Source organism: Frankia sp. R43, assembly GCF_001306465.1.
GTDB classification, from domain to species: domain Bacteria; phylum Actinomycetota; class Actinomycetes; order Frankiales; family Frankiaceae; genus Parafrankia; species Parafrankia irregularis.
Genome location: NZ_LFCW01000009.1, coordinates 372281 through 390060, shown reverse-complemented (window position 1 = coordinate 390060; position 17780 = coordinate 372281). Strand labels below are relative to the sequence as shown.

The 17780-nt window shown below is 71.2% G+C and carries 15 protein-coding genes; 6 read left to right on the top strand and 9 right to left on the bottom strand.

Annotated features, from left to right (window positions below; translation table 11 throughout):
* Positions 1-62: 62 nt before the first annotated feature.
* From ACG83_RS33630 to ACG83_RS33615, 4 genes are all read right to left on the bottom strand, one after another.
* A complete protein-coding gene (locus tag ACG83_RS33630; protein ID WP_054570274.1) occupies positions 63-1778 on the bottom strand; it encodes a DMT family transporter in 1716 nt (571 codons plus the stop codon).
* Positions 1779-2123: 345 nt separating this feature from the next.
* Positions 2124-3155 carry a hypothetical protein gene (locus ACG83_RS45590; protein ID WP_054570273.1) on the bottom strand — a complete coding sequence of 344 codons (1032 nt, stop codon included), beginning with the start codon at positions 3153-3155 and terminating at the stop codon, positions 2124-2126.
* Between the two features lie 48 nt (positions 3156-3203).
* A complete protein-coding gene (locus ACG83_RS33620) occupies positions 3204-4916 on the bottom strand; it encodes a VWA domain-containing protein (protein WP_235498349.1) in 1713 nt (570 codons plus the stop codon).
* Positions 4917-4927: 11 nt separating this feature from the next.
* Positions 4928-6049 (bottom strand): hypothetical protein, encoded by a 1122-nt coding sequence (locus ACG83_RS33615; RefSeq protein WP_369812936.1) that lies wholly within the window; start codon positions 6047-6049, stop codon positions 4928-4930.
* Between the two features lie 313 nt (positions 6050-6362).
* Here ACG83_RS33615 and ACG83_RS33610 point away from each other — a divergent pair, with 313 nt between their 5' ends.
* Complete coding sequence (locus ACG83_RS33610; protein ID WP_083473826.1) at positions 6363-7514, top strand: glycerophosphodiester phosphodiesterase; 1152 nt, start codon at positions 6363-6365, stop codon at positions 7512-7514.
* A gap of 153 nt (positions 7515-7667) precedes the next feature.
* Here the strand turns inward: ACG83_RS33610 and ACG83_RS33605 are convergent, their stop codons facing one another.
* Positions 7668-9119 (bottom strand): NAD(P)/FAD-dependent oxidoreductase, encoded by a 1452-nt coding sequence (locus ACG83_RS33605; RefSeq protein ID WP_054570270.1) that lies wholly within the window; start codon positions 9117-9119, stop codon positions 7668-7670.
* A 353-nt stretch (positions 9120-9472) separates the two neighbouring features.
* Here ACG83_RS33605 and ACG83_RS44750 point away from each other — a divergent pair, with 353 nt between their 5' ends.
* On the top strand, positions 9473-9664 hold the full coding sequence (locus tag ACG83_RS44750) for a keywimysin-related RiPP (protein WP_076828136.1): 192 nt from the start codon (positions 9473-9475) through the stop codon (positions 9662-9664).
* A 284-nt stretch (positions 9665-9948) separates the two neighbouring features.
* Positions 9949-11511, top strand: a complete 1563-nt coding sequence (locus ACG83_RS33600; protein ID WP_054570269.1) for an FAD-dependent monooxygenase — start codon at positions 9949-9951, stop codon at positions 11509-11511.
* On the opposite strand, the gene ACG83_RS33595 is transcribed toward ACG83_RS33600, so the two are convergent.
* Complete coding sequence (locus ACG83_RS33595) at positions 11459-12703, bottom strand: hypothetical protein (protein WP_152991596.1); 1245 nt, start codon at positions 12701-12703, stop codon at positions 11459-11461. The two genes, ACG83_RS33600 and ACG83_RS33595, sit on opposite strands and share 53 nt — an antisense overlap.
* 176 nt (positions 12704-12879) lie before the next feature.
* On the opposite strand from ACG83_RS33595, the gene ACG83_RS33590 reads away from it, so the two are divergent.
* From ACG83_RS33590 to ACG83_RS33580, 3 genes are all read left to right on the top strand, one after another.
* Entirely contained in the window at positions 12880-13590 is a 711-nt protein-coding gene (locus ACG83_RS33590) for a response regulator (RefSeq protein WP_054570267.1), read from the top strand.
* A gap of 159 nt (positions 13591-13749) precedes the next feature.
* A complete protein-coding gene (locus ACG83_RS33585) occupies positions 13750-14655 on the top strand; it encodes an LLM class F420-dependent oxidoreductase (RefSeq protein WP_054570266.1) in 906 nt (301 codons plus the stop codon).
* A gap of 50 nt (positions 14656-14705) precedes the next feature.
* On the top strand, positions 14706-15593 hold the full coding sequence (locus ACG83_RS33580; protein WP_054570265.1) for an SDR family NAD(P)-dependent oxidoreductase: 888 nt from the start codon (positions 14706-14708) through the stop codon (positions 15591-15593).
* 165 nt (positions 15594-15758) lie between these two features.
* On the opposite strand, the gene ACG83_RS33575 is transcribed toward ACG83_RS33580, so the two are convergent.
* From ACG83_RS33575 to ACG83_RS33565, 3 genes are all read right to left on the bottom strand, one after another.
* Entirely contained in the window at positions 15759-16364 is a 606-nt protein-coding gene (locus ACG83_RS33575) for a nuclear transport factor 2 family protein (RefSeq protein ID WP_054570264.1), read from the bottom strand.
* A gap of 224 nt (positions 16365-16588) precedes the next feature.
* Positions 16589-17128 (bottom strand): hypothetical protein, encoded by a 540-nt coding sequence (locus ACG83_RS33570; protein WP_054570263.1) that lies wholly within the window; start codon positions 17126-17128, stop codon positions 16589-16591.
* A 131-nt stretch (positions 17129-17259) separates the two neighbouring features.
* A complete protein-coding gene (locus ACG83_RS33565) occupies positions 17260-17658 on the bottom strand; it encodes a VOC family protein (protein ID WP_054570262.1) in 399 nt (132 codons plus the stop codon).
* Between the last annotated feature and the right edge of the window lie 122 nt (positions 17659-17780).

Below are 17780 nucleotides of genomic sequence, written 5' to 3'. Positions count from 1 at the left end.
ACAATTAGTCTTCTGTGTTGCGTCGACTGAGGTCAGAGCGTGTCCCTGGTAGGGGAGCGACGTTACGACGCGAGCGAGCGCAGCATCGTCTCCGCCTTCGCCGACAGCACCTCGGCCTGGGCCAGGAGCGCGTCCGCCCGCGCGTCGAGGGCGCGCTGGGACGCCGCCAGCTCGTGATCGCTGATGACGTCCGCATGGTCGTCGCCGTCGCGGTGCCCGTTGGCACGGTGGTCCGGTCCCGCCGGGTGGCCGGGAGCCGGGTGGCCGGGAGTGTGGTCCCTGGCGCGTCCGTCCCCGTTGCGTGCCCGCGCGCGGGTCCGTTCGTCGTCGCCGCCGCGTGCCCGCGAGCGGCCGGCCGGTGGCAGCGAGGACACCGATCCGGCGGGCACCGGTGTCGGCATCGGCACCGGACCGGTCCCGGCGCCGGGTGGCGGTACCGGGCCGAGGCCCGGCCCGGTACCGTGCGGCACGCGGGTGGAGGGGCGGCCGGCCGTCGGGCGTCGGCTGGTCGTCGAGCGTGGGACCTGCCCGTTGGTTCCGTTCCGGGACGAGGACGTCACCGAACGCAGCGCGCCGGCCGCGGTGCCACCGGCGGTGCTGCCCGGGGCGGTGCCGCCGGCGATGCGCGTGTCGGCGGCGGCCGTGGTGCCGGGGGCACGGCGGCCGGCACCGATACCGACACTGGCCGCCCGCATCGTGTTGATGCGGGCATCGAGGTGGTCCCGGTCGTCGACCAGCCGGGCCAGCTCGCAGTGGATGCGGTCGAGGTCGTGGTGCAGGCGGCGGTACTGGCGACGCTGGGCGCGGTCGGTGCTGGCGCGCCGCCCGCGCGCGAGGTCGTCGCGCAGCACCTCCAGGTCGCGGTGCAGCAGATCCTCGAGCCGTGAGAGCTGGCCCTGCGACGTCCGCGCGCGCAGCCGGGACATCTGCCCGGTGACCAGCGGCGAGCTGGCCAGGACGCGGACGCCGACAATCATGATGGCCAGGCCCGCGATCTCACCCACCACCGCGAGGGGGCTGACACGGAGCATGCCACCGAGCAGGAACACGCCGATGGCGACACCGCCGAGGGGCTCCAGCGTCACCGCCGCCGGCAGCGACGCCGGCAGCGGGGCCATCTCGTAGGCGCTCTGCAGCAGCAGGCCACTGGTCAGCGCGACCACGACGACCGCGTACAGCTCCCAGGACCCGAAGATCGAACCGACACCGGAGGTCTCCACGCGGCGGCCGACACCGCTCACGAGGGCGCTCTGCAGGGCGGACAGCAGGCCCGCGCCGCCGGCCAGCATGGTGGCACGGCGCGCCGGGTCCAGCCGGCGGGTGCCCAGCACCGCCCAGGTCGCGAGGCCACCGATCGACAGGCCGGTCAGCAGCCAGCCGACGGTGGTCGCGGCCTCCACCTCGCCCTGGTGCGGATCCCCGGCGAACAGGAAGGTGCCCAGCCCCAGCGCTGTGGCGATCGCGGCCGCCCAGTCCCGCCGCGGCACCCGCCGGCGGGCCCACACCGCCGCCAGGGGCAGTGCGAAGAGCAACTGGCAGACCTGCAGCGGCGCGACGAACGCGACCGTGGACCGGGCCAACGCCGCGGCCGCCGCGAACGTCCCGACCGCGGACAGGAGCACACCGGCGTCCCACAGCGGACGTCGTACGAGCCACAGCAGCAGCCGAAGCCGCAGGACGTCCTCGGGAGGTGCGTGGAAGGCGACGCGCTGCTGGATGACCGCGGCGACTCCGAAGCAGACCGCGGAACCCAGGCCCAACAGGTAGGTCATCAGCATGTGTGGTCACGTCCCGCGCCGATCGGCACTGTCTGTGACCATCCTGCCCGATCACGGATCCGCACCGGCACCGTCCCAGAATGATGCGTCGGGGGGTTGTCGCCACCCGCGCCGTGTTGGTTGAGGCGTGTTTGTGCCGTGATCATCCACGATGTCGGTTCGCGCCTCCTCGCCGGGGTGCGGGAACCGGATGCGCTGACCCGCGCGCCGACCACGGCACGGACCGGTCCGTGGTCCGGTGCGCTGGTGTCGACTGCGGTGGCCATCGACTCGGAGCATGCCCCACGGCGGAGGCCGCCGCCCGGGCGATGCACGCGTGGCGGCACCGGTGGGCCGGGTTCGGGGTCAGCCGGCGGGGCGAACCGGGCCATCCGCGGCCGAACCCGAACCCGAACCGGGACCCGAACCCGAACCGGGACCCGAACCCGAACCGGGACCCGGAGCTGAACCGTGCCCCGGACCTGAACCGTGCCCCGGATCTGAGCGCTCGCCGGCCAGCAGGCGCTCCTGGGCGGCGACGACGCCCGCCAGGCCGCCCGGGTGCGCATCGCCGCTTCGGGCGGCCGCGGTGATCGCGCGGACCGCGGACGACAGCAGCGTGACCTGGTCGAGTGCGGCCTGGTGGGGCGTGCGGCCGTCGGCGCGCCGGCCCAGGGTCGCGTAGAGGCGGGGCAGCGCGAGGTACTCGTCGAGCACCCGCGGTAGATGATCGAGAACGACGCGCTCGACGGTACGGCTCGCGCGGGTGCGGTGCGGGCTGGGCCGACGGTCCGGTTCCGGCAGCCCGAGGAAGGCTTCGACAGCGTCCGCGAGAACGCGGACCGCGTAGATCAGGTCCGCTTCGACGGGAACGGCCTGCCCGGACATCGCCGCGATCCGCTCGCCCAGGACCACCCGCAGGTGGGCCGGGTGGGCCGGGGCGCCGGCACCGAGCGGCCCCGCCGGCGACGGGTTCGGTTCGGGCGTGGGGTTCCGTTCGGGTGAGGTGTGCGCCTCTGTCGCGGTGTGCGTTTCCGGGACCGTGTGCGTTTCGGGCGCGCTGTGGACCTCTGCGGTGAACGGTTCTGACGTGGTGAGCAGTTCTGACGTGGTGAACGGTTCTAGCGTGGTGAATGGTTCTTGCGTGGTGAGCGCACCGGGCGCCGGGTGTGTCTCGGACGTGGAGTGCGCTTCGGGGGGCGGCTGTGGACGTCCGCGGGTGGGGATCGCCAGGGCGCCGGCGACGTAGAGGGCCGCGGTCGCGAGCGGCCACAGCCCGGCGGGCAGCACGCCGGTGGCGCCGAGTGTGACGCCGCCCAGCGCCGCCACACAGCCGACGGTGTTGCGGGTCGAGCCGAGCCAGGCCAGTGCCCGCCTACCGAGGCTTTTCCATCTCACGGGGCGCCACCGGGGATACGGCAGGTCCGAGCCGACGATGGAACAGGCTCACTGATAGCCACGTATTTCCCGAAATGCCTCGGAGAGTGAGGACGTCCGCGCGTCGAACATCGCGCCGCCGGTCCAGTCCGCGATGGTCCGCATCTCGTCGACGCGGGCGTCCCCGAACACCACGGTGAAGGTCCGCACCGAACGGGCGGCATCCGGCAGGGCCAGATAGGAGGAGTGGAATGCGTCGGCCGTGGTGCCCTGGTTGTTCTCCCCGTCGGTCATCAGCACGATCGAGGTGAGGGGGGCCACGCCGTCGGCCGGGGCGGCCGCGCTGTCCGCGACGTAGCGGTAGGCGGCCTCCAGCGCCGAGTAGATCGCGGTGCCCGAACCCAGCGTCAGGCCGTCGGCGGCGGCGGAGATGGCGGCGAGGTCGGCCGATCCGGGTTGCGGGTCGTTGACGGTGAACTCCAGGGTGTCGTGCACCGTCCCGCTGAAGGTGATCAGGGTGACCCGTTCACGTTCGCGGAAGCGGGCGAACCGCTGCTCCAGGGTGTCGTCGGTGCCGGTGCCGGTGCCGGTGCCGGAGCCCGTTCCGGTGCCGGCGAGCTCGCGCAGGGTGGAGCGCAGCAGCTCCAGCCGCTCACCCCGCATGGAGGGGGAGACGTCCAGGACGAAGATCGCGTGGGCGGGGCGGCGGTACTCGTCCTGGTACGCGGCGAGCAGATGGTCGGCGATCTCGCTGGTGGCGGGGAACGGCAGCTGGGCGGGCAGGTCGGGGGCCGGCCAGGGAGCCGGGTCGAGGCGCACACCGGGTGTCGCCGGGCGCCGGTAGGTCGTGGTGGCGATCCGGCGCTGGACGTCGGGTGCGCGCAGCCAGCTGACCAGCCGGTCGTAGGCGCCGCGGTGGGCGGCGTCGCCGTGCAGGAGCTGCAGCGGGTAGTCGGCGGTGATGACGCCGTCGCGGGGATAGACGATCGTGAGTGGGTCGTCGCGCAGCGCCCCGGCGTTCAGCGCGAGGATCTCCGACTCGTAGTTGATCATCCCGCCGATCGGGGTCGCCGAGCGGACGAACGCGTCGGTCAGCCATCCGGAGCTTCCGGCGGTGAGCACCTGGCCGGCGAAGAACGACGTCAGCGCGACCGGGTGGATGTCGTCCAGGGTCAGCGCGTCGGACGTGCCGGCGAGCGCGGCGGCGACGCCGACGAGCGCGGAGAACCCCGAGTTGGACGACGACGGACTGGTCATCGCATAGGTGAACTCGCCCGTGGCGACCTTCCGCGCGACGTCCGCCCAGGTCACCGCCTTGTTGTCGACCCAGCCGAAGCGGCGCGCGAGCTCGCTGCGGACCCCGAGCACCACCGGGGACATCATCGTGGTCGCGCGGTCGACGATGGTGCGGCTCCGGTCCGGGGCGTCCCCGAGGGCCAGGCGCAGGTAGCGGTCGGAGGCGAGCCAGGCGGCGTCGGCGTCCGTCGTCCCGGCGGTGATGCGGTCGACGGCGTCGAGGGTGCCGGTGTACTCCAGGGTGACCTCGATGCCCGTCTGGCGGCGGAAGTCGTCCAGCAGCCCGTCGAGGTCACGCAGCTCGGAGCCGGCGAGGATGCGCAGCGTGCCGCCGCGAAGGTCGGGATCACCGCCGTCCTTGCCGGCGGAGCCCGAGCAGGCGCCGAGTGCGGCGGCCGCGGTGGTGAGGATGACCATCAGCAGGGCGAGTGTGCCGCGCGGCCGGCGGCGGCTCAGACGGTGCCGGCTCAGACGGTGCCGGATCATGCGGGGCCGCTTCATCCGGTGCCGGTCCGGTAGGCGTCCGCGATGAGCTCGATCATCAGGTCGGAGATCTCCTGGCTGGGTGGTTCCGCGGTGTTCACCAGCTCGGGCGGCGCCGAGGCCGCGTTCGCGGCGCCCTGCCCGCGCGCCTGCGCGGCGGCTGCCGGGTCACTGGGGCGGAACCCGTGGCGGATGGCCAGCCGGACCAGGTCCGGACTGGTGGAGAGGAGCTTCCCGACCGCGTCACCGGTGTCGGTCAGCGGTACGACGGTGTGCCGGGCGAAGATGGTCGGCTCGGGGTAGAGCAGCAGCATGTCGGGGCGGATCGAGCCGTCGGCGGCCCGGACCCGTTCCAGGAACTGCGCTTCGTAGATCATCACCATCGGCGCCTTCCCCATGCCCATGGCGAGGAACTCGTCGAACGGCTCGGCGGTCGAGTTGTCGAGGTAGCCCTGGCGTTCGAACAGGCCCGCCGCGAACTCGGCCTGCCGCTCGGCGGCGGCGCGGTCGGTGACCACCTCGTCGCCGTTCGCCACGTAGCTGACGAGGGCCAGGTAGAGCGCCGCCGAGTTCGAGGTGCGGACGTCCGTCGAGGCGATCAGCACCGAGCGGTCCGTGGGGTACACGGCGTCGGCTCCCGGCAGGTCGGACCACCGGGTGTGGTCGCGGACCAGCTTCAGGTAGGCGTGCATGTCGAAGGTGGCCACCGGGCCGTCGGTGTGGACCACGCCGGCGCGGGCGAGCAGGTCGGCGATCGGGCGGAAGGTCGCGATCGCCATCGGCGAGTAGAACGGCGAGTACGACCGGGTCAGGCCCCGGGCCTGCTTGATGCGGTCGGCCTGCGGGGTGTTCGCCGGGAACACGAGGTCGTAGTTGTCGAGGTCGGTCCGGGTCGTGATCTCCCGGCTGCCGGCGGTGTCGACGACCAGCCGGTAGCCGGCCCTGGCCAGCACCGAGACCACCTCGGGGTCGGTCAGGAACGACCGCTTCTCCGACCCGACCAGTGCGTGGACGGTCACGAGCTTGTCGTCGCCGGCCGGGCGCAGCCGCGGCACGATCGCGAGCGCGGCGACGCCCGCCAGCAGCAGGACCGCCAGCGCGGGTCCGATCACACGGGTCACGCGGGTCAGGCGCACGGCGTGATCGTCATACATCGGGCGAAGGGCTCGATGTCGGCCCCGCGACAGCGCGCCGGGTGTTCACCGGAACGTCGCCTGATCATTGCTTTCCGGGCGCCCCGGGTTAGCGCGTTGTCCGTGCGTCGGCATCGGTTAGCGCACTGGACGTCCGCCCGACCACGAAAAGAAACGTCTGATCCGTTCCCTCGTCTTCCCTGATTGCTTCGCTGGGTGGCGCGCCGCCGGCGACGGACGCCGGTGCCGCGTTGGAGGATTTGTGGAGCCTCGCGGGCTGGATGCTGCCGGCACGGACGGGTCCGGCGAGCCGTCGGTGGAACCCCGGCGTGGCGTGGGCCGTCGTGGCCTCATCGCCGGTCTCGCCGCCGCGCCGCTGGTCGTGGCCTCGGCGTCGGCCGCCTCGGCCGGGTCCTCCGGGTCGGGTGGCGGTTCGTCGTCGGGCGGGCAGTCGCCGAGCCGGAACCGGATCCTGGTGATCGGGCACCGCGGTGCGTCGGGCTACCGGCCGGAGCACACGCTGGCTTCCTACGAGCTCGCCGCGCGGATGGGCGCCGACTTCGTCGAGCCCGACCTGGTGCCGACCAAGGACGGTCACCTGGTCTGCCGGCACGAGCCGGAGATCGGCGGCACCACGAACGTCGCGGACCACCCCGAGTTCGCCTCCCGGCGCGTGACGAAGCTGCTGGACGGCGTCTCCGTCACCGGGTGGTTCACGGAGGACTTCACCCTCGCCGAGCTCAAGACGCTGCGCGCGAAGGAGCGCCTGCCAGCGATCCGGCAGGAGAACACGATGTACGACGGGCGCTTCGAGATCCCGACCCTCGCCGAGGTCATCGAGCTGCGTAAGCGCCTGTCCGCGGAGCTGCACCGGGAGATCGGCATCTACCCGGAGACCAAGCACCCGACCTACTTCCAGAAGGCCGGGCTGCCCCTGGAGCAGCGGCTGCTGGACCTGCTCAGCCGCAACGGCCTGAACTCGCGCACCGCGCCGGTGTTCGTCCAGTCCTTCGAGACGACGAACCTGCAGGAGCTGCGCCGCAAGGGGCTGCGGACGAACGCCGTTCAGCTGCTGAGCGCCAGCGGTGCCCCCTACGACCTGGTCGCCGCCGGTGACCCGCGCACCTACGCGGACCTGATCACCCCGGACGGCCTGAAGAAGATCGCGGGTTACGCCAACGGGATCGGGCCGGAGAAGTCCATGGTCATCCCGGTCGTGGACGGGAAGCTCGGCACCCCGACCGCGCTCGTGAAGAACGCGCACGCGGTGGGGCTGCTGCTGCACCCCTACACCTTCCGGGCCGAGAACTCCTTCCTGCCGGCCGAGCTGCGCTCGGGCACCGTCGTGAGCGACTTCGGCCGCGGCATCGACGAGCAGGTGGCCTACCTGAAGGCCGGTATCGACGGGCTGTTCACCGACCAGTCCGACGTCGGTGTGCTGGCCCGCGCCGAGGCCGCCAAGGCCTGATCGGGTTCGTCGGTGTGAGCCGGTGTAAGCCGGCGGCGGGCCGGGACCGGTCCGCCGCCGGCATCCTGCGCCTGCCGCCCGTCATCCGGGCCCGCGGTCCGGCCGACATGCGCGGTCCGGCCTGGTATATCGGGTCAGACCTGGTATGTCGGGTCAGGCCTGGTACAGCTCGGTCTGCTCGACCTGGGCGATCGTCGCGTGCGGCGGCGGCAGGAAACCGAGCTGGACCGTCCGCGGTTTCATCAGGGCACCGAGGATCCAGTCCGCGGCGACGTAGGCCCGGTTGGTACCCGCCTTCAGCGCGAGCAGGTGGTAGGCGCGGGTGACCACCGCCGCCGGCACGCCAGAAAGACGCAGGCCCAGCGGGTTGGCGACCGCGTCGGCCCCGCCGAGGTCGACGACGAATCCCAGGTCACGGTGATGGTAGGGACGCATCGCCCCGTAGCCCAGTGACGCCGCGATGTTGCGGCCCGCTGCCGTGCCCTGCCGCACGGCGTTCTGCGCGGTCTGTCCCGCGGGGACACCGCCCCGGGTCGAGTCGGGTACGGCCGCCGCGTCGCCCAGGGCGAACACACCGGCGTGGCCCGGCACCCGGAACCGTTCGTCGACGACCAGCCGCCCCCGCACGGTCTCCGCGCCGAACGAACTCACCAGCGGGTTCGGGGTCACACCCGCGCACCAGACCAGGGTGTGGGTCGGGATGGCCTCGCCGCTGGTGAGCGTGACGGAGTCGGGGCGCACCTGCTGGACCGACGTCTTCAGCCGGACTTCCACCCCCCGCTCCCGCAGCACCCGGGACGCCCCGATACCGAGGTGTTCGTCCAGCTCGGGCAGCACCTTCGGGGCGAGGTCGAGCAACAGCCAGCGGACCTGGTCGGACCGCAGCCGCGGGAACTGCGCCAGCGCCTTCATGGTGAACCGCCGCATCTGCGCCGCGAGCTCCGTGCCGGTGTACCCGGCGCCGACGACGACGAAGGTGCAGTGCGCCCGGCGTTCGGCCTCGTGCACGGCCGCGTCGGCGTAGGCCATCTGGCGCAGCACGTGGTCACGAAGGAAGACCGCCTCCGCGAGGTTCTTCATCCCCAGCCCGAACTCGGCCAGGCCGGGGATGTCGAACGTCCGCGTGTGCGCCCCGGGCGCGAGGACCAGCCTGTCCCAGGCCAGGGTGAACGGGACACCGGCTCGGCTCAGGACGGTGACGTTGCGCGCGGTGGGATCGATCTCGGTCACATGCCCCAGATGCGACACGGTGCGGCGCAACGTCCCGCGGACGGAGACCGCGAGGTGGCGTGGCTCGATGTCGCCGGCGGCCACCTGCGGAAGCAGCGACGTGTAGAGCAGATGGTCCACGGGGGAGACGAGCGCGAGGTCCGCGGCGTGGGCCGGGAGCCGCGCCTCCAGGTACTGCAGCACGCCGAGCCCGGCGTATCCGCTGCCGACCACGATCACCTTGGGCCGTCGCCGTCCGTCCCCGATCAGGTCGGCCGACGTCAACGCCCTCGGACGCAGCACCGGCGCCTCCTTGGGCGGCGCGTTCTCGGGACCGGCGTGGCGCCACTGCTCGGTCCGGCGGACGAGGCGGGCGATGGTCGGCGAGTTCTTCATCTGCGTACTCCTGACCCCGCGGCCACCGCAGCGGCGCCGACGCGGGCATGGCAAGGGCACGGGTCGTGTAGTCCGGCGTACCGCTACGCGGTCCCTCCCAACCGGGCCGCGGCGGACGTGTGATGAGCGCATGGTGGCTGAACCGTCACTGAACCGGTGCGGGGCACGATGAAGCTCGGACGGGTGCTCCCACTCGCCTGACGCCGATGAGCCAGGCGGGCGGACGGATTGTCCGGCAGATCCGCGCCGGACGAGGCGCGCTCGGACAGCCGGACCAGGCCGGCAGCCGGATCGACTCGGCAGCCGGACCAACAGGGCCGGACGCACGAGAGCTCGGACGGAAGGGGTAGGTCATGAAGGCCAGGTACGAAGCGCCCGCGATTGCACCTCAGGGCTCGTTCCGGGACGTCACCCGGGGAGTCTTCGTGTTCGTCGGTGGCGGCGGTGGTTGGGGCTGGGGCCGCAGCTGGGGTTGGGGCTGGGGCGGTGGCTGGGGTTGGGGCTGGGGTGGCGGTTGGGGCTGGGGCGGTGGCTGGGGCTGGTGAGCTCCGAATCCGCAACCGTGACCGCCACTCGCCCGAGGAAGTGAGTGAGTCCCGGGGCCACTGAGCCCCGCGGCGGGTCCCAGCCCGGGTAACCCGCTCCTGGTCGTGCAGGTCGGTGGACCTTCCTCCGAGCTGCACGACCCTTGTCGTTCCCGGGGCTGTCGTTGTTCTCGGGGCTGTTGTCGTTCTCGGGGCATTCGTTGTTCCGGGCAGTCGTCGTTCCGGGACAGCTTTGGGGGAGTCGTCCACGTCTAGGGCAGGGGGACCGTGTGAGGATCGTCTGTGTGGGTGGGGGGCCGGCCGGGCTGTACTTCGCGATCTCCGCGAAACGTCGCGACGCCGGCCACGAGATCACCGTCATCGACCGGGACCCGCCGGGTGCCACCTACGGCTGGGGGGTCGTCTACTGGGACAACCTGCTCGACGTCCTGTTCCGCAACGACCCGGTGAGCGCGCGGGAGATCCGCGCGGCGTCGACCCTGTGGCAGGAGCAGGACATCAGCCTGGGGCCCGGCCGGGTCGCGCAGTTCGCCGGTTACGGGTTCAGCGTGCAGCGCGCGGCCCTGCTCGACATCCTCACCCGGCGGGCGATCGAGCTGGGGATCCACGTCGAGCACGGCCGTGACATCACCGACCTGGCCGACCTGGCGGCGCTGGGCTGGCGCGGGGGAGCCGGCACGCGGCCCGGGGACGAGCCGCGCCCCGCCCCTGATCTCGTCGTCGGCGCGGACGGTGCGAACAGCCGGGTGCGATCGATGTTCGACGGCCGGTTCGGCACCTCGACGGACGTCGGGGCGAACCAGTACATCTGGCTTGGCACGCGCCGACACTTCGACCGGTTCACGTTCGCGTTCGAACGCACCCCGTCCGGCTGGGTGTGGTTCCACGCCTACCCCTCCGGCGCGGACGTGAGCACCTGCATCGTCGAGTGCTCGCCGAGGACCTGGGAACGGCTCGGGTTCGCGATCTCGTCGGGCCCGGAGATGCTGCGGACCCTGAGCGACATCTTCGCGGTGCCGCTCGCCGGGCACGGCCTGACCGACAACCCGCGCCGGCCGGCACGCTGGCAGCGGTTCACGCAGGTCAGGAACCAGCACTGGTCGGTGGGCAACACGGTGCTCCTGGGCGATGCCGCGCACACGACGCATTTCACCCTCGGCTCGGGCACGACGCTGGCGATGATCGACGGGGTCATGCTCGCGCAGATGCTCCACGAGCACGGCGCGGTCGCCCCGGCGCTCGCGCAGTTCGACCACGAGGGCCACGCGGCCCTCGAACCGCTGCAGGCCAGGGCGCGGACCAGCATGTCCTGGTTCGAACGGGTGGACGCGCTGCTCGACCGGGAGGCGGTGGGTGCGACGGGGGCCGACCCGGTCGAGTTCGCGTACGCGATGGCGACCCGCCAGAGCGACCAGCCGCCGTGGAGCTACCAGGCGCATCGGGCGATGCAGGTCCCGGCGCTGCGACGGGCCCGCCGCTGGCTCGACACGTCGGTGCGGTGGTACCTGGCCCGCCGCCGCGGTGAGCCGGCCCGCCTCGCCGCGGGCCCCTTCGGCCCGCCCGCCACCCGTGCGGACTCGGCCACCCTTGCGGACTCGGCCACCCGTGCCGACTCCGCCACCCGTGCCGAGGCCCGCGCCGTCACCCGGACGAACCCCGACGCCCAGGTCCGCGTCCGTGCGGAGCGCACCGACGCGGGGCGTGGTCCCGGGGGCGAGCCGGCGCCGGCCGGGTCAGCGGCCGGCAGCGCCGGCGGGGACGGCGGAAGCGGCGGAAACCGCGGCTACGAAAAGGTCAGTCAGCCTGCCAGAACAGGGGGACCTGGCGCCCGCTCTGCGGGGTCGTGAAGCCGACGAGCTGACCCAGCCGGTTGCGGCTGCTGACGACGCCCGACGCCAGTGTCCCCGGACCGCCGATGTCGCGCGCGACCCCGTCGGACCACAGGTAGGGCCGCGCGACGCCGTCCGGGGTGGTGGCCGAGCCGATGACGGCGCCGTCCTCGTTGATCTCGAGGGGCGAGATCGTGTCACCACCGAAGCCGGTGAGGTACTGGCGCTGCCCGGCCGTCCACACGTACGCCGACGGTGTGCTCGCCGGGAACGCCGGGGCCTGGCTGTCCACGCCGGTGCCCGCCGTCCCGTAGTTCTCCACGAGCACCTGGCCGCGGTCGTTCAGGCCGATCGCCGCGCTGTCGCCGAAGCCGGGTGCCACGCCGAGATCGATGATCTGCCCGTCCTCCCAGAGGACCGCGTGACCGTGCCCGTCGGGGGTGTCACTCATGCCGACGACCTGGCCGCGGTTGTTGATCGCGATCGGGTAGCTGTACCGCCCGCCGAGGGTACCGAGGTCACGCAGGCCCCCGGGCGCGGACAGGAAGGCATGCTGATCGCCGGTCGCCGTGGCGCTGACCCCGGCGACCTGGCCGCGGTCGTTGATCAGGTCCGCGCTGCTCCACGTGCCGCCCAGGGTTCCCAGGTCCGTCGCCACGCCGCCGTACCAGACCGTCGCCCGGGTGTTCGGGCCCGGTATCTCCGACCCCGCCAGGTCCGAGCCGCTCACACCGATCGCGGTCCCGTCCGGGGCCAGGGCGCTGACCGTGCTGAACCGGCCGGGGCCGGGCGAGGTCGGTGCCAGCGTGGTGAGCTGCCCGTTCGCCCACAGGAAGCCCCGGCTGGGCGCGTCCGACGGAAACTGGTTTCCCGCGACCTGGCCGGCGTCGTTGACGGTGACGGGCAGGCTGTCCGGGATCACGACGGGCACCCGGTCGCGCCAGACGACGCCCTGCGGGCTCCCGTTGTCGGCCCAGGCCAGCCCGACGATCAGGCCGTCGTTGTTCACCACGCTGGCGTTGCCGGCGGAGAGGCCGGCGGGCAGCGCCAGCGCCACCAGCTCGAAGTGGTCCCCGAAGTAGCTCGCGCCCGGATCGGCCCGCGCCACGGCGAGCGGATCGAGCGCGCTGAGGGAACAGAACGCGGCGAGCACGCCGAACCCCGTCGTCCGCAGGCGCATGCGCGCCCGCGCTCTTGTCGTGACCTCCACCAGATCCTCCCCGAATATGGATGACTACTATCAGTAGTTTTTCTGGGATGGTAGGCGGTGCCGGGACCAGTGCCGTCCAGTGCCGTCCAGCGCCGCCTGTCAGATGGGTGACCGCCGCCGGCCGGGTCGCCAACCTGGCATGCTGTGGCGAACTGGCACGTGACGGGAGCTGATGGATGGGCGACGGGTCCGAGCCGCGGGCGCGGGTTCGGGTGCTGTTCGTGGACGACGAGCCGCAGCTGCTGCGGGCCATGCGGATCACGCTGCGTGCCAAGGGGTACGACGTCCGCACGGCCGTCGACGGCGGGGACGCTCTCGGTCAGGCCGCGGCCCATCCGCCGGACATCATCGTTCTCGACCTCGGCCTGCCGGACCTGGACGGTCTCGACGTGATCCGCGGCCTGCGCGGCTGGACCAGGGTGCCGATCATCGTCCTGTCCGGCCGGACGTCCGGGCCGGAGAAGATCGCGGCCCTGGACGCCGGCGCCGACGACTACATCACCAAGCCGTTCTCCGTCGAGGAACTGCTCGCCCGCATGCGAGCCGTGGCACGGCGCGCCTCCACGAGCGAGGCCGGGCCGGCGGTGGACGTCGGCCACTACCGGGTCGACCTCGCGGCCAGGTCCGTCACCGCCCGGGAGGACGGAGCGCCGCCGGTGCACCTGACGCCGACCGAATGGCGGCTGCTCGAGGCGCTGGTACGCGACGCGGGCAAGCTCGTCAGCAGCCGCGCGCTCGTCAGCGGGGTCTGGGGCCCGACCTACTCCGACGACACGTCGTCGCTGCGGCTCTACATCAACCGGCTGCGTCGCAAGCTCGAGCCGGATCCGACCCGCCCCCGCCATCTGACCACCGAGCCGGGTATGGGCTACCGCTTCCAGCCCTGATCCAGGGCGCTCCACCAGCGAGTATGGCCCGGGAGGGCCGCTGCGGAAGGGGTACCCCAGCCGGATTTCTGACTGTCGTGTCTACCTTCTGGTAGACAGGTTTGAGACGCCGGCCCAGGTCCGGCCCGCGCGGGACGCATGAACAGGGTGACGACAACGATGCGCTTCATCTTTCATTACCCGGAGACGTCAGGTACCGACGGCGACATGCTCGATCCCGGGCCGCTGCGGGACGTCGCCCAGGCCGCCGAGCGAGCCGGCTTCGACGCGCTCTCCCTCACCGAGCACCCGGTTCCCGGCGCCCGCTGGCTGGAGAACGGCGGCCACCAGAGCCTCGACCCGTTCGTCGGCCTCGGCTATGTCGCCGCCGCGACCGAACGGCTGCGGCTGCTCACCCACCTGTCGGTCGCGCCCTACCGCAATCCGTTCCTGCTCGCCAAGGCCGCGGCCACCGTCGACAAGATCTCCGACGGCCGTTTCACCCTGGGTATCGGTGCCGGGTACCAGAAGTCCGAGTTCTACGCCCTCGGCGTGAACTTCGAGGAGCGCAACGCGCTGTTCGACGAAATCCTGGACGTCCTGCCGCTGCACTGGAAAGGCGAGCCGTTCAGCTACCAGGGCCTGCATTTCGACGCCCGCAACGTCATCGCCCGCCCGCGGCCGGTCCAGGACCCGATTCCGGTCTGGATCGGCGGGAACTCCAAGCTGAGCCGGCGTCGCGTCGCGGCCCGCGCCCAGGGCTGGATGGCGATGTCCGGTGGGCCGGAGCTGTCGACGACCGCCCGGACGGTGTCCATCGGCTCCCTCGACAACCTCGCCGGCATGATCCGCGAGATACGCGACACCGCCGCGGCGAACGGCCGGACCGACCTGATCGACGTCTCGTACTCCTACTCCGGGGTGCCGTCCGAAACCAGCATCACCGCCGAGGCCGACCGGCACCGCGAGGCCCTCGCCGAGATCGAGAAGGCCGGCGTGACCTGGGTCGTGATCTCCTCCCACACCCGGTCGGCGGCCGAGACCATCAGCTTCATCGAGACCTTCGGCGAGACCCTGATCCCCTGAACCACCCGGCAGGTGTCGAGATCCAGAATCCGAACGGAGGCGAACCCGGCGTGGGCTGGTTCGAGGAACGCAGTGGTCTGGCGGGCAGTGTCGCCGTCATCAGCGGTGGAGCGGGCGGCCTCGGCGGTGCCATCACCGCCGACCTGGCCGCCAACGGAGTGCGGGTAGCTGTGCTGGACATCGACCCGGCCGGGGTCGAGGCCCTGCGCGACTCCCTCGCCGCCCAGGGCGCCGACGCGATCGTCCACCACGGCGACTCCCGCGACCCCGCTGAGCTCGACAGGCTGTTCGCCGCCGTCGACGAGACCTGGGGCCGGGTGGACACCCTGGTCAACGTCGTCGGCGGCACGTTCCGCGCCCCGTTCGTCGAGACCCGGGCCAAGGGCTGGGACGCCCTGCTGCGGCTGAACCTCATGCACGTCCTGCACGCCTGCTCGTTGGCCGTCCCCCGGATGCAGGCCGGCGGTCGCGGCGGCAGCATCGTGAACCTGACGACCATCGAGGCGCACCGCGCCGCCCCCGGTTTCGCGGTCTACTCGGCGGCCAAGGCGGCTGTCGAGCAGTTCGGCCGCACCCTGGCCGTGGAGGTCGCCCCGGACGGCATCCGGGTCAACAACGTCGCCCCGGACTTCACCCCGACCCCGAACATGCGCCGGATGGTCGGCGGCGACGGCGCCTACTCGACACCCACCGGCCTGCAGGTGGGCATCCCGATGGGCCGCGCCGGTGTGCCGACCGACGTCTCCGGCTGCGTCGTGTTCCTCGCCTCGGGCCTGTCGTCCTACCTCACCGGCACGACCCTGCACCCCGACGGCGGCACCTACGCCTCCTCCGGCTGGCTGAACTGGCCCGGCACCGGCTGGGCGAACCACGCCCCGTCCCCGGTCCTGGCCTCCCTGCAACAGCCCGCCACCGCCTCCGCCGATCCGGCCCCATAGGTTCGCGACAGGTCGCGCGCAAACCTGCCGGGCACTGGCCCAACCAGGAAGCCCGTGGCCGACGGTGCCGAAGCCGACGGCCACGGGATCGCGCCCAGAGGACGCGTCCCAGAACACAGCACCATCCGTATACGGTCAGAATGCTGGGCCAGCGTCCTCAGCCTCTCAGTGGTTCTTGAGCGGCGCCATCGGATCGACCTCGGCCCGGCCGCCGTAGGTCCACTGCACCCGCTGTTCCTCGGGGGGGAGCGGATTGAGGGGACCGTTGAGGTCGGCCAGCGTGGTGGCGAACGCGCTGTCACCGGTCGTCTTGTAGATCTTCCATCCGCCGTCGGTCCTACGAAGGTAGTTCACCCGTCGCGAGAGACTAAGCATCGGCGCGGCCCCGCGGGACTGGAAGATCCCGAGCTGGTTCGAGTACTGCACCGCGGTATCGCCGTGGACCTCGATGCGCTGGTCGAGGCTGGTCTGGAACACATACGGCAGCGGACCGGCGTCGCCGAAGTAGAAGTCCCAGTACCTGGTGTACTCCTCGCGACCCTTCGGGCCCTTCCCTGGTTCATGCAGGGCCTGGATCTCGATCGTCGCGTCATCGGTGAGAACTTCCAGGGCTTCCATACGTCCCGCCTGGATGCCATTGAACCCACCTGTACATGCATGATGCCAGCGGCGGAACACCTCGTTGATCTCCCGCACGTCCTCGAGCTCCTGAAGCCGAGCCTCGAGGTCCGCGATCCGCTTCTCGTAGCCGTCGACGCTGGACTCGGACACGCCAAAACCTCCCTGCCGACCTTCCAGAGGCCGAACATGAAAAACTGAGTGTTTCTCGAAATGCAACAATTCATCTGGCGGGCGTTGGAGCAGGGTGCCTACCCAAAGCCGTAAGGATCGCCTGTTAATTGCACCGAAGGCAGGATATCGCCGGGAACGGGAAGTCGAGCGTTCCCGCGCCGTTCGGGCCGCATGCAATATGATCGATGGGCCGGAGCCGATGTTCAGCCTGCCGATCGGCCCTGCCGGGCTCTGGCGCGCTGGACGGCGTCTGCCTCCTGGTACACGTTGTCCAGCGCCGAGGCGATCAGGGTCTCGTCCAGCAACGGGACAAGGTAACCACCGCCAGCTTCAATGAGCATCGGCGCCAAGCGCGTCCTGATTCTTTCAACGGCCCAAGGAAGCATGCTGCCACCCGCCACCGTGTCGAACTCGACGACCCGGTTGGAGATCTCCGACCCTTCGGTATCCCGGCGGATATAGTGGTAGTGCGGCTTGTCATCGAACAGGTCGAAGCGCAGGTATTCATAGCCGTCGTCCGTACCGCACACATGGATGGACACACCCTCATCGGTGAATCCGCCGTCCGGCGATGCCTCCCGAAGCTCCGTGAGGAGGGCCTCGTTGTCGGCGTAGGTCTCCTCGAGCGCCGCCGGGTCGACATTGCGATACTCGACGCCGATCGTGAGTGCCCCGGCCGGATGCAGGTGCGTGTTCTCGGCGACAGGTGGTTGTGGCGGAAGGCTGTACACCATGCCGACCACGAGCGTCCTCCTTCATCGCATGGCAACGTCTGAAATCTGTTGAAGACGGTGGATGCAGTGCCACCGCGGGGCGCCCGCTCGAAGATCCAGGCCTGAGCCGAGTTCGCCGAAATCGTCGCCGACGGCCGAGCTCAGTCGTCGATCCCGGAGATTCCGGGCCAGCCATGGGTCGAGAAGTCAAAGTAGACGCCGTCGGGCGTCCGCATCTTCATCTCCCAGGTGACGCCAGCGTTCTCGGATTCCGGATCCACGAGCATCTCCACTCCGAGGCTCCTCGCTCGCTGGACAGCGGAGTCCATGTCGGAGACGACAAGGCCGATATGGTTGAGACCCTCGGGCTTGCCGTTTACATAGTCATCATCGACCTTGATGAGCGCGACGTTGACCGTGCCGTCACTCAGATAGATGGCGCCCGACTTGTCGACGTCGCCGGCGCGGCCCACCTCCTCCATCTCGAACAAAGCGGAGTAGAACTTCGAAGCCCAGTGCAGATCGTCGCATTTGATCGCGACGTGTCGAAGCCTGGCCATCTGCAATCTCCGATCTCGACTAACTCCAGAACAGTCCCGAACAGTCTTTCAATTGGTACAAGCAAGCAGGTTCGCCGGCAGCGGGTCAACCATCTAAGACTGTTGCCCCCTTCCGTATCTCG

Excerpts from the sequence above, each read along its gene's own strand:
- ACG83_RS33630 (WP_054570274.1), bottom strand. The coding sequence starts at position 1,778 with ATGCTGATGACCTACCTGTTGGGCCTGGGTTCCGCGGTCTGCTTCGGA.
- ACG83_RS33620 (WP_235498349.1), bottom strand. The coding sequence starts at position 4,916 with ATGATCCGGCACCGTCTGAGCCGGCACCGTCTGAGCCGCCGCCGGCCG.
- ACG83_RS33605 (WP_054570270.1), bottom strand. The coding sequence starts at position 9,119 with ATGAAGAACTCGCCGACCATCGCCCGCCTCGTCCGCCGGACCGAGCAG.
- ACG83_RS44750 (WP_076828136.1), top strand. The coding sequence starts at position 9,473 with ATGAAGGCCAGGTACGAAGCGCCCGCGATTGCACCTCAGGGCTCGTTC.
- ACG83_RS33590 (WP_054570267.1), top strand. The coding sequence starts at position 12,880 with ATGGGCGACGGGTCCGAGCCGCGGGCGCGGGTTCGGGTGCTGTTCGTG.
- ACG83_RS33585 (WP_054570266.1), top strand. The coding sequence starts at position 13,750 with ATGCGCTTCATCTTTCATTACCCGGAGACGTCAGGTACCGACGGCGAC.
- ACG83_RS33565 (WP_054570262.1), bottom strand. The coding sequence starts at position 17,658 with ATGGCCAGGCTTCGACACGTCGCGATCAAATGCGACGATCTGCACTGG.